Origin of the sequence: Burkholderia sp. AU45388 (genome assembly GCF_030481585.1) — a bacterium.
Classification (GTDB): Bacteria; Pseudomonadota; Gammaproteobacteria; order Burkholderiales; family Burkholderiaceae; genus Burkholderia; species Burkholderia sola.
Window position 1 is genome coordinate 157589 of sequence record NZ_JAUJPV010000007.1, and the last position, 14519, is coordinate 172107.

The window sequence follows — 14519 nt, forward strand, 5'->3', positions numbered from 1 at the left end:
TTTTGGCCCCTTTTCGCGTACGTTGCGCGAGGGCGGGCACGGAGCCGGTGCGCGCATCGATTACACTTCCGCGTCCGCGGCGCGCGACGACGCGCGGCCGCCCGGCTTTACTGCGAACCATTCCCGAGGAAACGATGAGCGACGTTCAGCAAGGCATCCTGGCTCCGATCGATACGGCAGCCCGATACCTCACTTTCACGATGTCGAACGACGGCAATGTCGCCGCGGCGCTGGCCGCGCTGCGCGAGATCGTCGACGGACGCGACACGGTGGTCGGTTTCGGACGCGCGCTGGCCGCCTATCTCGGACACCCGGTGCCGGGCCTGACCGACTATCCGGCGTTCTCGGTGAACGACCGCACGCTGCCGGCGACGCCGGCCGACGTGTGGGTCTGGCTGCGCTCGGACGACCGCGGCGAGATCGTGCTGCGCGCGCGGGCGATCGAACGCGCGCTCGCGCCGGCGTTCGCGCTGCAGGAGGCCGTCGACGGCTTCCGCTATTCGAACGATCGCGACCTGTCCGGCTACGAGGACGGCACCGAGAATCCGGAAGGCGACGACGCGGTGGCCGCGGCGATCGTCGCGGGGCAGGGTGCCGGGCTCGACGGCTCGAGCTTCGTCGCGGTGCAGCAGTGGGTGCACGACTTCGACCGGATGGAGCGTATTCCCTCGGGCGAGATGGATCACATCGTCGGGCGCCGCCGTTCGGACAACGAGGAACTCGACGACGCGCCCGAATTCGCGCACGTGAAGCGCACCGCGCAGGAAAGCTTCGCGCCCGAGGCGTTCATGCTGCGCCGTTCGTCGCCGTGGTCGGACACGCGCCGGGCGGGCCTGTACTTCGTCGCGTTCGGCTGCTCGTTCCGCGCGTTCGACGTGCAGATGCGCCGGATGAGCGGCGCGGAAGACGGGATCGTCGACGGGCTGTTCCGCTTCACGCGGCCGCTGACGGGCGCGTATTTCTGGTGCCCGCCGATGAAGGACGGCAAGCTGGACCTCGCCGCGCTCGGACTGTAAGCGCCGGGCAGGATCGACGAACGGGCGGGCCGCGCTGGATGCGCGGCCCGCCCGTTTCGTTTTTCAAGCTTTCGAGCGGCAGTGCGACGGTGCCCGCCGCTGCGTCAGTTCAACGTCGTGTCGATCCGCGTGCCGCGCTTGATGAACTGCGTCACCGGGGTTTTCTCGCAGATTTCCGCGAGACGCTGGCGTTGCGCGTCGTCGAGCGGGCCGTCGAGCGTCACGACGCGGCGCACGTATTGCACGCCTTCGCGATCGGCATGCAGTTCGGTGCGCACGGCGATGCGCACGGCCGGCCACGTCTTGCGCTGCATGTACATGCGCAGCGTCGCGGCCGTGCATTGCGCGAGCCCGGCCAGCACGAACTCGTACGGCGCCGGCCCGCGATCCTGGCCGCCTTCGCGCGGCGCTTCGTCGCCGGTCAACGCGTGCGTGCCGGCCTGCAACTGGACGACGTAGTCGGGCGCGTCGGCATCGAGGACGGCGGCGGCGTGGATGAGCGACATGGCAGGTCTCCGGTAAGCGAATAAAGGAAAGGGGGCGCCGCGTGGCGGCGTGCAGCCGCCAGCATACCGTTCCGGCCGCGCGGGCGTGCGCCGCGTGCTACGCGTCGACGATGCCGGCGCTGCTGCGCACGAGCGCGGCGATGCGTTCGCGCACCCACTGATGCGCGCGGTCGGTGTCGCGCGACTCGTGCCAGTACGCGAGCAGCGGGAACGGCTTGAGCCGCAGCGGCAACGGCCGCACGGCGATCGGCAGCAGCGCGGCCATGCGCAGCGCATAGGTGTGCGGCAGCGTGACGAGCAGGTTGCCGGCCGCGGCGATCTGGCAGGCGGCGAAATAGTGCTGGCAGGTGAGCCGGATGTCGCGAAAGCGCCCGTCGTTGCCGAGCAGGACGTCGAGCGATTGCGGCTCGCCGAGCGACGATACGGCGATATGCTTCGCCGCGAAATAGTCGCCGCGTCGCAGCGGGTCGCGCGCCAGAGGATGATCGCGGCGCAGCGCGACGACGAGCGAATCGTCGAGCAGATGTTCGGTGGCGATGCGCGGGCCGGTCTGCACGCGGCGATCGACGACGAGATCGAGGTTGCCCGACGCGAGTTCGCGTTCGATGTCCGGCACCGCGATGCGGCGGCTGACGAGCCGCAGGCCGGGCGCTTCGTCGGCGAACGCGGCGACGATGCGCGGCAATGCGATGGATTCGAGCACGTCGCGGATGCCGACCGCGATGCTCAGGTCGAGCGTCGCGGGATCGAGCGCGGACGGATCGCGCGCGGTGCCTTGCAGCCCTTTCAGGTGTAACTGCACGTCCGCGATGATCGATCGCGTGCGCTCGGTCGGCACGACGCGGTTGCCCTGGCGCACGAATAGCGGATCGTCGAAATGCGCGCGCAGCCGGTTGAGCGCATGCGTGACGGCCGGTTGCGTCAGATGCAGCGCACGGGCGGCCGCGCCGATGCCGCCGTGCACGTAGACGGCGTCGAGCACGCGAAACAGGTTCAGGTCGAGACGATGATCGGCGGGCACGGAGCGCGGACGGCGTGGTGAAGGACGGACCGATTCTAAAGGATACGCAGGCAGCGGATGCGCGGGTTGGCATACGCGGCGATCGCGTGCGTTCGATGCATGTCGATACCGTTCGCGCCGATACGCGAGCGTCCGTTTTGCCGATGTGCGACGCAATCGAGCACGCACCTTGTTGAGCATGACGGCCGCAATAATCGGCCGCATCGCATACGCGATTCTGCGGCGGCATACCAGCGGCGCGTAGCAGCCTGTAGTAATCCGCCATCATGCTGTCCCCGTCGGCCATTTCGCGCCAAAGGCGCTACCCGTTCGGCTAAGATGCCGTCGCTTCATATTTCGGGATAGCCGTCCTGTCGCACGCATTCAAACCAAATATAAGCCTGACAGTTCGACGGTATTAGAAGAAGTCGAACAAGTCGGGGGCTTGGCCAGTGAATGCAGCAGATCAGCGGTGGGTCATTATCTATTTGAGTACGGGGTTTTCGTTGGCCCAGGCCGCGCGTCTTGGCGAGGCCTTCAACCTGGCGAATCGCCTGCATGGATACGGCGTGGATTATCAGCTCAAGTACGTATCCGAAAGCGGGGGACTATTGCAGTCGTCGTCCGGCGTGAGAATCGCGGCCGATCCGTTCGGAGACGAACACAGTCGCCGTGCGTGCGCGTTCTTTCATCTTCATGGCGAGCGCGCGGCCGTCAATTGGGACGACGCATTGCAGCAGCGCCTGGCCGACGTTCGCCAGCATGCGCGCTGGATCGTCGATGCGATGGACCTGCCCGCGCTCGCCGCCGCGCGGCGGCCGTCGTCGATCGACGTGCGGCCCGGCAGGGCGCGGCGCCGCGCGCCCACGACGATCGAATCGCGGGCCGGCGAGACCGACGTGTTTGCCGCCGCGCTCGACATGTTCCGCGCCGACCTCGGCGACGGCGCCGCGCAGGAGATCGCCAGCAACATGATGCGGCCGGTCGAGCAGCGCTATGTTCAGTCGATGTGGGCGTTCCGCGAACTCAGCGCGAGCCCGTCGATCCGGATGTCCGCGCAGCGGCTGCGCGCGCAGAGCGTGAACCGCATCTCGATCGCCAACGCCGCGCAGGCGGCCGCGATGAGCGAGCGCAATTTCCTGCGACGCTTCAAGAAGGAAATCGGCGTGACGCCGACCGAGTTCGTCCAGCACGTGCGGCTCGAACGGGCGTGCCACATGCTGATCCATACGACGCTGCCGGCCGACAAGGTCGCGCGGCGCACCGGGTTCGGCAGCGGCGAGCGGCTCGCGAAGCTGTTTCGCCAGCGCCTGTTGATGTCGCCGACGGAATTTCGTGTCGCCGAGCGGGAAAGAATCCTCGCGCACGGCGCGGCGTCGTCCAATCCGGATGACGGAGCTGCCGCCGCGTGTTGCGACGGCGACGGGGCGAATTGCGACGCGTGCGCGGCGGCGCGCGAGAAAACGGGACGGATACCCGTAGAATCGTCGTGTCGCGACCTCGATTCCCGGTTTCCATGTCCTTCCTCCCCACTACCGCCACCGCCCCTTTCTGCCCGTCGGAAGTAAAGGGCAGCATCACGGTCGACGCCACCGCGCCGCGCTGGCAGAAGCTCAAGCGTTTCTTCGGCCCCGGCCTGCTGGTCGCGATCGGCTACATGGATCCCGGCAACTGGGCGACCGATATCCAGGCGGGCTCGCAGTTCGGCTATTCGCTGCTGTGGGTCGTCGCGTTCTCGAGCCTCGCGGCGATCTTCCTGCAGATGCTCGCGGCGCGGCTCGGCCTCGTCGCGGGCAAGGATCTCGCGCAGGCCAGCTACGACCGCTACGGCCGGTTCGGCCGCGTCGTGCAGTGGATCACCGCCGAAGTGTCGATCATCGCGTGCGACATCGCGGAAGTGCTCGGCTGCGCGCTCGCGTTCAAGCTGCTGCTCGGCGTGCCGCTCGCGTGGGGCGTCGTGCTCACCGCGCTCGACACGGTGATCGTGCTCGGCCTGCAGGGCAAGGGGGTCCGGCAGATCGAGGCGATCGTGCTGGGGCTGATCGCGACGATGGCGTTCTGCTTCGTCGCGCAGGTGGCGATCACGCCGCCCGACTGGCACGCGGTGGTGGGCGGCCTCGTACCGGGCGACCCGGGCCACGACCGCAAGGACGCGATCGTGCTCGCGCTCGGCATCGTCGGCGCGACGATCATGCCGCACAACCTGTACCTGCATTCGTCGGTCGTGCAGACGCGGCATGTGGTCGGCGGCGCGCGCGGCGTGATCCGCGACACGCTGGCGCTCGTGCGCATCGATACCTGCGTGTCGCTGTTCGTCGCGATGCTCGTCAACGCGGCGATCCTCGTCGTCGCGGGCGCCGCGTTTCATGCGACGGGCCAGCACAACGTGACCGACATCGAACAGGCGTACCGGCTGATCACGCCGATCGCCGGCGGCGCGGCCGCGCTGTTGTTCGGCATCGCGCTGCTCGCATCGGGGCAGAGCTCGACGCTGACCGGCACGATCGCCGGCCAGGTCATCATGGACGGTTTCCTGCATACGAAGATCCCGTGCTACCAGCGCCGGCTGATCACGCGCGGGCTCGCGCTCGTGCCGGCGCTGATCGGCGTGCTGTGGCTCGGCGACGGCTCGGTCGGGCGACTGCTCGTCTGGAGCCAGGTGCTGCTGAGCCTGCAGTTGCCGTTCGCGATGTGGCCGCTGATCCGCTCGGTCAGCGACCGCAATACGATGGGCGAACACGCGATCGGCCGCGGGATGCAGGTGGCCGCGTGGGCGCTGTTCGCCGTGATCACCGGCACGAACCTGCTGCTGATTACCGGTGTCGCGGGTTGATACAGCCTGTCACAGGCTGACACAGGCGTGCGGCGCGCATGCGGTAAACTGCCGCCTTTGGATCGACCCCGAAGTCCGTTATGTGGAGTGAAATCAGCAATATCGGCGATGCCGCGCTGACCTTGCCGATCGCGCTGACCTGCGCGGCATGGCTCGTGCTGACCGACTGGCGCCTCGCCGCCCGCTGGGGCGTGCTGCTGGCCGCCGGCATGGGGCTCGTCGGCGCGACGAAGATCCTGTACGCCGGATGCGGCGTCGAGCTTCCGCAATTCGATTTCCGCGTGATCAGCGGCCATACGATGCTGTCGACGTCCGTGTGGACGGTCGCGCTGTCGATGCTGTGGCAGGCGTTCCGGCCGGGCAAGGCGCCCGGCATCGCGGCCGGGCTGGCCGTCGGCGCGATCACGGCCGTCGCGCGCGTGTTCGATCATTCGCACACCGTGCCGGAAGTCGTCGTCGGCTGGATGCTCGGCGCGCTGGTCGCGCTGGTGTTCCTGCGCGGCTACGATGGCGCGCGGCAGCGCGCGTTTTCGCCGCGCGTCGCGGCGGCGTGCCTGCTGCTGGTGTCGGGCATCGCGTACGGGCACCGTGCGCCATTCCAGCAGATGATCGACACGCATTCGCCGCAGCTCTGCGCGTTCGTGCGCGCGCCGTCGGGCGACCGGTTCTGACCGGTACCGAAGGCGGGCCTTCGGCGCCGCCTTCCTGCCGCTGGCGTTCGTCCGGCGTTTTCCCGGGTTTTCCGGCGGGTCGCACGATGCCGCGCCGGTTCATTTTTCCGACTGCTTCCCCCTGTTTCCCCGGTCGAGGGGAGCGCAACGCCCGGTATCCCGAAAATCCGCCCGCTCGCCAGTCCGCCCGGTCGGCCCGCTTGGGCTCGCGCATCGACGCCGGTACGCGCTGGTCATGAACGATGTCTATGACCGGGCATAACGAATATTCATTTCATCGATTGGCGGCATTCGCGTACGCTGGCTGTCGTTCAACCGCGGATAGCCTGCCCGGCCGGGCAGGCATGCGTCGCGTTCATCGCGTTCATCTCGATATACTCGCGGAAACCGTGCGGCGCGTCGTCACGTCGGCGCACCGGCCACCGGCGCACGTCGACCGGCAGCGGGCCTGAAGGCACGGAAAGCCCGGACACCTCGTCGCGGCAACGTTCCGCGACGACGATTCAGACAGGAGCAGGCACATGACAATCGTTTCTCCGCGCCTCGCCGGCAAGTGCGCATACATCACGGGCGCCGCGGGCGGCCTCGGCCGCGCGATCGCGCGGCGGATGGTCGAGCAGGGTGCGCACGTGTTCGTGACCGACATCGCCGAAGCGGCGGTGCTCAACGCGCTCGCACAGGAACTCAACGCGGGCCGCGCGACGCCGGTCGCATTCGCCGCGACCCAGGACGTGCGCGACGAAGCGCGCTGGCAGACGCTGCTCGCACAGGCGACCGATGCGATGGGCGGGCTGTCGGTGCTCGTCAACAACGCGGGCGTCGGCTCGATCGGCTCGCCCGCGCAAATCGAGCTGGACGAATGGCGGCGCGTGATGGCGATCAACGTCGAGAGCATCGTGCTCGGCTGCAAGCATGCGCTGTCGTATCTGGCCGAGAGCCATCCCGCGTCGATCATCAACATCTCGTCGGTCGCGGCGTTCAAGGTCGAGCCGGATTTCACCGCGTACAACGCGTCGAAGGCGGCGGTCGCGTCGTTGACGAAGTCGGTTGCGATCGATTGCGCGCGCCGCGAGATCGACGTGCGCTGCAATTCGATTCACCCGGCGTTCATCCGCACGGGGATCGTCGAGCCGCTGTTCCAGTCGCTCGGCGAACGCGACGCGACGCGCAAGCTCGCGCGCGGCATTCCGCTGCGCCGGCTCGGCGAGCCTGACGACGTCGCGCATGCGGCCGTGTATCTCGCGTCCGACGAGAGCCGCTTCGTGACGGCCGCCGAACTCGTGATCGACGGCGGCATGTGCGCGGTCTGACGCGCATCCCGAACCACAACGATTGGAGGAGAACATCATGTCGACACCCGTGAATCGCCAACTGCTGCTGAAGACGCGCCCGGAAGGGCGGGTCGGCCGCGAACATTTTTCGCTCGTCGAGACGCCGGTGCCGGCGCTCGCCGACGGCGAGGTGCTCGTGCGCGTGCTGTATCTGTCGATGGACCCGACCAACCGCGTATGGATGAGCGACGTGCCGCAGTACCTGCCGCCCGTCGCGATCGGCGAGGTGATGCGCGCGCTCGGCATCGGCCGCGTGGTTGCGTCGCGCAACGCGGGGTTCGCGGAAGGCGATCTCGTGCAGGGGCTCGTCGGCTGGCAGGACTACGCGGTCGTGCCGGCCGAGCAGGCCGCGCAGCTCGTGAAGCTGCCCGCGCAGTCGGGCCTGCCGCTGCCGACGCTGCTCGGCGCGTGCGGGATGAGCGGGTTGACCGCGTACTACGGGCTGACCGACATCGCGCCGGTGCAGCCGGGCGAAACGCTCGTCGTGTCGGCGGCGGCCGGCTCGGTTGGCTCGATCGCCGGGCAGATCGGCAAGATCCACGGCGCACGGGTGGTCGGCATCGCGGGCGGCGCGGACAAGTGCCGCTACTTGACCGAGACGCTCGGCTTCGACGCGGCCGTCGACTACAAGGCCGACGATTTTCGTCAGCAACTGAAGGCGGCGACGCCGGACGGCGTGCACGTGAACTTCGAGAACGTTGGCGGCGAGGTGATGCGCGCGGTGCTGTCGCGGATGGTGATCGGCGGGCGCGTCGCGCTGTGCGGCGTGATCTCGAGCTACAACAGCGGCCGCGCGGCCGACGACGTCGGCGTGCTGATCTCGAAGCGGCTGACGATGCGCGGCTTCCTGATCCTCGACTACCGCAAGAGCCGCGAAGCCGTGCAGACGCTTTCCGGCTGGCTGCGCGACGGCCGGCTCAAGGCCGAGGAAACCGTGGCCGATGGGCTCGAAAACGCGCCGGACGTGCTGAACCGGCTGTTCGATGGCGACCATCGCGGCAAGCTCGTGCTGCGTGTCGATTCGGATGCGTGAGCCGCAGCGCTCGCACGCGCTGAGTCAGCGCTTCCGATAAATTCGAATTCGTCTGATTGCTGCTTGGGTCCTGATCCGTTAGTGTCCGGCGGAGTATTCCGCCGACATTTGGGAGGGCCTATTGACAGCGAGCATGGCTATCGTCAACGCAACCGCGCGCGCGGGCGTCAACATCCACCAGTTCTACAGCCTCGACATCAAGGGCAATCCCGCTGCCGCGCTGGCGGACATCTACGAGTTCGAGGGCGCGCGCGGAATTGGTGAGCCGACAAAGTACACCATCCAGTTCACCCATCCCCGCCATGACCTGTCGCGCGGCGAGTTTCTGAACAGGATCGGCACGTTCGTGATCCAGCCTCCGCCGCGCGACCGTTGGAGGCAGCCGGAAGACGCGCGACGTGTGCAAGGTGTCGTGACGGGATTCGCGCTGAAGGATACCCATCGCGACCAGTCCCTCTACGAGATTGTGCTGGAGTCTCGACTGGCCTTGCTTCGTCATGCACCGAAGTGCCGGTTCTTCTTGGACATGACCGTTCCCGATATCATCGAACAGATTCTCCGGGAACACGCGTTCAACAAAATTTTTGCCGGCTTTGAATTCACGTTGCACCGTACCTACCGCAAACGTAGCTTCGTGATGCAGTGGGGTGAGGACGACCTCGCGTTCATCACAAGACTGTGCCGCCGTTCGGGCATCTGGTTCGTATGCGAAGCGGGCGAGCGCTGCGAACAGGTGCGCTTCGGCGACGACTATGCGCACTACCGACGCGATCCCGACCGCCTGACGGTTGCCTACCGGCCGCACAGCGGGCTGGAATCCAGCGGCATCGAATCCGTCAATGAACTGCAGATGAGCGCAAGGACGCTGCCGGAGACTTATACGGTCCGCACGTTCAGCACGGAGGCGCAGCTTTCCGAACCGATCGAGGCAGTCAGCCCGATCCGTGAGGACCGCACCACCTATGGCGACGCATATACGTGGGGCACGCCGAACCAGAGCGTGGACGAGGCGAAGGAGGAAGCGCTGCTTCGGCGCGAGGCCGCGCTGGCCGAACAGGTCGAGTATCGCGGCGAGTGCGACATGCTGGACCTCACGCCCGGGTCGGTGTTGAAGTTGTCGAACCGGAAGCTGCCCGATGCGGAGCACGGTTTGCTGGTGGTCCGGATGGCATGTCGCGCGTCGCGCAAGCAGGCGTATCGCGTGAAGTTCGACGCGATTCCGTCCGACCGTCAATACCGGCTGCCGTTGAAGACGGAGACGTGGCCGAAGATTCACGGCGTCATCACGGGGACCATCGCGTCGTCGGGTGGCTGGAAAGACCCTTACCTGGACGGGCAGGGCGAATATATCGTTCACCTTCATCTGGACCGCGACACGCGGATGCCGGGTCTGCGAAGCTGCCCGATGCGTCTTGCCAAGCCATTCGCAGGACCGAATCAAACTGGCTTTCATTTTGGACTGGTCGAAGGCACCGTTGTTGGCGTGAGCTTCCTGTGGGGCTGCGTCGATTTGCCGTTCATCAGCCACGTGCTCCATACCGCGCAGCACACGGACCCGATCGTCTCGGGCGTTCCGTGGGGCACGCGCAATACCCTGCGGACCCGGTCGAACAACACCCTGGAGATGGACGACCGGGACGGTCGCGAACACATCAAGTTGGCGACCGAGCATGGCAAGACGCAACTGAATCTCGGCCACACCGTCGACCGTGACCAAAAGCCGCGTGGCGAAGGCTTCGAACTGCGCACGGACAATCGCGGACACGTGCGAGCGGGTGGCGGCATGTTCGTGTCGGCGGATCGGCAGGAGAAGGCGCGAGGGGAGCAGGCGGACATGCGTTCCGCGACCAACCAGTTCCAGTTGACGCAGGCGCATGCGAATGGGTTGGCGGAGGCTGCGCGGGTGGCGAAAGCCGAGATCGCGGACCTGAAGGCCGAAAACGCGTGGCTCAAAGATGAACTGGCGGGCCTGAAAAAGTCGGTCATCGCGCTGTCCGCGCCGGCCGGCATTGGCGTGGCGACTCCCGACCGCGTGATGGTGTCGGCGGGCAAGGACGTGAGCATCGCCACGTCGTCGCGATTCAACGTGAATGCGATACGGAATGTCGCCATCGCCGCAGGCGACGTGTTGTCGCTGTTCGCGCACCGGATGGGCATTCGCCTGTTCGCCGCACGCGGCAAGGTTCAGATTCAGGCGCAGTCGGACGCGATGGAACTGGTAGCACAACAGAACATGCAATTGAGCAGCGCGGCGGGCACGCTGACGGCGAACGCAGCCAATGGCGTTGTGCTCAGTGGCGGCGGCACGGCTTACGTCAAGGTGCAGGGCGATAACGTCGAGATTGGCGGTGCAGGAAGCCTGATTCTGAAGATCGTCGAGATTCAGAAGGAAGGTCCGGGCGCGCTGTCGTTGCCGTTGCCGAAGTTCGATCAAACCACGATGGCGAATGACGAGCGGTTCATCCTGAGCGACGGCGTGACCGGACGACCCATGAAGAACAAGCCGTACAAGATCCAACTGGCGGACGGTCGACTCGTGGAGGGCGTGACGAGCGCGAAGGGGGAAACGTCGTTGACGCCGAACGACATCGCACAGGGAATCAAGCTGATGCTGTCGAAGAACAACGACAACGGAGCTCGAGCAAATGGATGATTCAGTTAATCGGTCGGGCGATACGGCGAACACGCCGACCGAAACACAGCCGGAGCACTATCGGCATGAGGACGCAACCCGCATCGTGCCGATGCAGCGCGATCACCTGGGCCGGCCGTTCTGGGAATCGTACCTGACACCGACGGGCTATCAGGTGCGAGCCGAGGTGCGGATTCCCCCGCATTTGCCCGGTGTCGTCATCTTCGTGCACGGCGTGAATTCCGAGGGGGAGTGGTATGAGGCTGCAGAGCAGGCGTTGTGTCAAGGGCTCAATGAACGGCTAAATCGGAGTGATCTGAAGGCAAATGCCTACAGCACGACAGATGGTGAATATCCTGTCCCTAGGCATATCGCTAAGGGAGATCAAGGTAACTCGCCCGTGATCCGCTTCTACTGGGGCTACCGGGCGCAGAAAGGTCAGGAGAAGAACTGGCGGATCGCGTTGCGCGATCAGCAGGGTTCCGATTTTTGGGCGCCGGAATGTACGCCACACAAGGTTGAGGACCACCGCCAAAACACGCCGTGGTATTGGGGCGGCGGGCCATTCCAGAACGGCACCAACAACCTCCAGCAGCTTTGGAGTGAAAAAGGCTTCACGCGCACGATCTACGGCTTCGACTTGCAACGGCTCAACACGGAAGTGGAACGGCAGTTGCAGGATGCGCCACCGCGCGACTATTACGCGCACGCCGCACAGCGTTTGGCAAACCTGATCGACGAAATTCGAACCGAGTGCCCGCGCGACACGGTGACTGTGATGTCGCATAGTCAGGGCACCATGATTGCGATGGCTGCGACGGCCCTATGCAAGACTCGCGCGCCCGACGCATTGTTCGTGATGAACTCGCCTTTCGCGATGGATGACAAGACAACGGATGCGTTGACTTGCGGGAGCGAGCGACCGACCGCGCAGGCGCGCGTTAACACGTTCCGCCAGATTGCGAATCGCATCAAGCGGGACAAGCGGGTCTTCACCGCAGAAATGATGGAGCAATTGCACGTCGGTGCAACGCAGGACATGAATTTCTGGCGGCCGGACGTGAAGCTGCATTACGGCGTGCCGGAGCGCGACAATCACGGCCGCTTATACGTCTATTTCACGCCGCATGATCGGGTGATGGGTATCACGACGTTGCAAAGCATTGGCTGGCAAGGCATCGGCGATGAACTGCTGACGGAACTGGGCGATACCGTCAAGCAGCGGATGCTGGCGCGTGAAATGGCGGTGGGTGATGAATCAGGCGTTCGGCCATTCGGCACGTTGCCGCCGACCCCGGAGAACAAGTTGGTCCCTGGTGCGAAAACGACGGACTTCTGGAATGGCAATCGCGGGCCGGCTGGCGGGGTATTCGGTCTGACAAACCTGTGGGCGGTACCGAAGCCAAACCAGACCGTCACGATCAATGCGGAGCAGGTACCGAATCCGCTGACGGCGGAAGAGATGCGGGATTTTGAAGAGTCGCGCAAAGTCGCGCCGGAGTGGGGAAAGTTTGTTCCCGATCCGCTTGACCCGGAAAAGGGAAGGTATCTGGATCCCACCTTTCCCAACTTTGCCTCAATGTATGAACGCGAAGAATACAAAACACGCGAAGACGTGTATGCCAACAGCGGGCGCATGCGTTCACTCGAAACACAAGAGGAACTCCAGGAGCGGATCAACAATTACCGTCCCGAGCCGACCAATCACAGCACGCTTCCGTCGCATGCGGAGTTCATGAAACGGGTCGTGGCCTGGGACTTGCCGATTGGTTTTTGTGATGCTGCCGAGGACTGGGATTTCTGGGCTCGACTGATCAAGAAGGCTGACTGGACGCGAGGCTACGATCCGTACTTTACGGACGGTGTTCTCAAGGCTGTCGAAAAGCCGGACATGATCGACTGGAGCACAGTGGCGGAAGAAAAGAGCCGCGCCGACGCAAAACGAATCGAATGGGGGAATTCCAATGGTGCGTAACTTCGTCATTGTCGCGCTGCTGTTGCTGATGCAGGCCTGTAGTGCACCGCGCCCGTATTCGTTTAACCTCGCGGACTTTCTGAGCGCCAAGGAACTGCCTTACGACTCGTCACCCCAAGTCATTTACCGACTTGACGATCACCGGTTCGTGACGCTGGAGCGGTATCGTGATTGCTATCACGGCGAGACGTTCTATAACGATACGAAGGCGAACATTCGCAAGAAGATCGGAATTGGTTTGTTCGAGGATTTTCAAGGACGAATAGTCAACGCCGATCAGACAGGGATGAATATCGTACTGCCTCTTGCACTTCCACCTCGAATTTCATGCGGAGATCGAGGTTGTACCGTTCCGCTGTGGTACTCGACGGATGGCGGAGCGACTTTCCATCTTTTGACGTACATGCCTCATAGCTTCAAGCCGTTCGAGGATTCGAAGGACTATACGGTGGCGGTCACGAGCGACAAGCTGTTTATAGCCAAGAAATTCCAGTACAGAAGCGATCGCCCTGAATACGATCTAAACGTTCGACAATATACGCTTGCCCCGTTTGCTGATCGGAGCAAGCCTTATCAACCGATCGTTGAGTCGGATAGTGCATGGGCATCCAAGAAAAAGCTGATGCCGGACGGACTTCGCACTCCCTCCGGTCAAGACCGCATCACGTGCGATTCATCAATCAAGCCGACCAACCTGGATGCGCCGCTGGTGCGCTAATGTGCATCTCCCTCGCTGCAAGGAACGACATCATGAAAAATCCTGTTTATGGAAATCCCTATGGTGCGTAATCTCGTCATTGTCGGGCTGATGCTGATGATGCAGGCCTGTAGTACACAAAAGCCATATTCGTTTAACCTCGCGGACTTTCTGAGCGCCAAGGAACTGCCTTACGACTCGCCACCCCAAGTCATTTACCGACTTGACAATTACCGGTTCGTGACGCTGGAGCGGTATCGTGATTGCTATCACGGCGAGACCTTCTACAACGATACGAAAGCAGGTATCCGCAGGAAGCTTGGACGGGGTACCGTCGAGAATTTCCAGGGGCGAATCATCAATGCCGATCCGACTGGAATGAATCTCGTGTTTCCATCCGCAGTCGCGCCTTATACAGTTTGTGGCGACAGAGGATGCAACCCCGTCATGGCTTACTCAACGGATGGCGGCAACACGTTTCATGGGATGGTGTATGCGAGGCACATCTATAAGCCGTTCGAGGATTCGAGGAGATATACGATATCGGCAACGAAAGATCGTGTTTATATCGAAAAGCATCGTCAATATGATTCTTATGTCGTTTCATATCCATTGATTCCGGGATTTGTCTACGACGGCAAGAGCGACATACCTGACAGCAAGCATGTCGAATACGACACAACTGTCCCGCTCGGTTTAAGGACGCCATCGGGCCAGGACCGCATCACGTGCGACTCATCAATCAAGCCGACCAACCCGGATGCGCCGCTGGTGCGTTAGAACGCGCGTCCCTCGTTGCAAGGAACAACATCATGAAAAAATCCC

The 14519-nt window shown here is 64.1% G+C and carries 12 protein-coding genes; 10 read left to right on the forward strand and 2 right to left on the reverse strand.

Features of this window, described 5'->3' with window-relative positions; genetic code table 11:
* Positions 1-134: 134 nt before the first annotated feature.
* The gene (locus tag QZM72_RS15055) at positions 135-1016 is read left to right on the forward strand and encodes a Dyp-type peroxidase (protein ID WP_089469254.1); all 882 of its coding nucleotides are present in this window, start codon (positions 135-137) and stop codon (positions 1014-1016) included.
* A 104-nt stretch (positions 1017-1120) separates the two neighbouring features.
* Here QZM72_RS15055 and QZM72_RS15060 read toward each other — a convergent pair whose 3' ends face one another.
* Both QZM72_RS15060 and QZM72_RS15065 read right to left on the reverse strand, forming a co-directional pair.
* Positions 1121-1522 (reverse strand): OsmC family protein, encoded by a 402-nt coding sequence (locus tag QZM72_RS15060; RefSeq protein ID WP_089469255.1) that lies wholly within the window; start codon positions 1520-1522, stop codon positions 1121-1123.
* Between the two features lie 97 nt (positions 1523-1619).
* Positions 1620-2543, reverse strand: a complete 924-nt coding sequence (locus QZM72_RS15065) for a LysR family transcriptional regulator (protein ID WP_089469256.1) — start codon at positions 2541-2543, stop codon at positions 1620-1622.
* A gap of 485 nt (positions 2544-3028) precedes the next feature.
* On the opposite strand from QZM72_RS15065, the gene QZM72_RS15070 reads away from it, so the two are divergent.
* The 9 genes from QZM72_RS15070 (at position 3029) to QZM72_RS15110 (ending at position 14474) form a co-directional block, all read left to right on the forward strand.
* Positions 3029-4090 (forward strand): helix-turn-helix domain-containing protein, encoded by a 1062-nt coding sequence (locus QZM72_RS15070; RefSeq protein WP_301738534.1) that lies wholly within the window; start codon positions 3029-3031, stop codon positions 4088-4090.
* On the forward strand, positions 4039-5355 hold the full coding sequence (locus tag QZM72_RS15075; RefSeq protein WP_089469258.1) for an Nramp family divalent metal transporter: 1317 nt from the start codon (positions 4039-4041) through the stop codon (positions 5353-5355). Before QZM72_RS15070 ends, QZM72_RS15075 begins: the two co-directional genes overlap by 52 nt.
* An 80-nt stretch (positions 5356-5435) precedes the next feature.
* Entirely contained in the window at positions 5436-6026 is a 591-nt protein-coding gene (locus QZM72_RS15080; protein WP_301738535.1) for a phosphatase PAP2 family protein, read from the forward strand.
* 521 nt (positions 6027-6547) lie between these two features.
* Positions 6548-7336 carry an SDR family oxidoreductase gene (locus QZM72_RS15085; RefSeq protein ID WP_301738536.1) on the forward strand — a complete coding sequence of 263 codons (789 nt, stop codon included), beginning with the start codon at positions 6548-6550 and terminating at the stop codon, positions 7334-7336.
* 37 nt (positions 7337-7373) lie between these two features.
* Positions 7374-8390: an NADP-dependent oxidoreductase gene (locus QZM72_RS15090; RefSeq protein WP_301738538.1), complete on the forward strand. Its 1017-nt coding sequence runs from the start codon at positions 7374-7376 to the stop codon at positions 8388-8390.
* 133 nt (positions 8391-8523) lie between these two features.
* A complete protein-coding gene (locus QZM72_RS15095) occupies positions 8524-11043 on the forward strand; it encodes a type VI secretion system Vgr family protein (protein ID WP_256979713.1) in 2520 nt (839 codons plus the stop codon).
* A complete protein-coding gene (locus tag QZM72_RS15100) occupies positions 11036-12997 on the forward strand; it encodes a DUF3274 domain-containing protein (protein WP_089469262.1) in 1962 nt (653 codons plus the stop codon). The genes QZM72_RS15095 and QZM72_RS15100 overlap by 8 nt, the downstream gene beginning before the upstream one ends.
* The gene (locus tag QZM72_RS15105) at positions 12987-13715 is read left to right on the forward strand and encodes a hypothetical protein (protein ID WP_089469263.1); all 729 of its coding nucleotides are present in this window, start codon (positions 12987-12989) and stop codon (positions 13713-13715) included. The genes QZM72_RS15100 and QZM72_RS15105 overlap by 11 nt, the downstream gene beginning before the upstream one ends.
* Positions 13716-13775: 60 nt before the next feature.
* Positions 13776-14474, forward strand: a complete 699-nt coding sequence (locus QZM72_RS15110; RefSeq protein WP_256979714.1) for a hypothetical protein — start codon at positions 13776-13778, stop codon at positions 14472-14474.
* Positions 14475-14519: the final 45 nt, after the last annotated feature.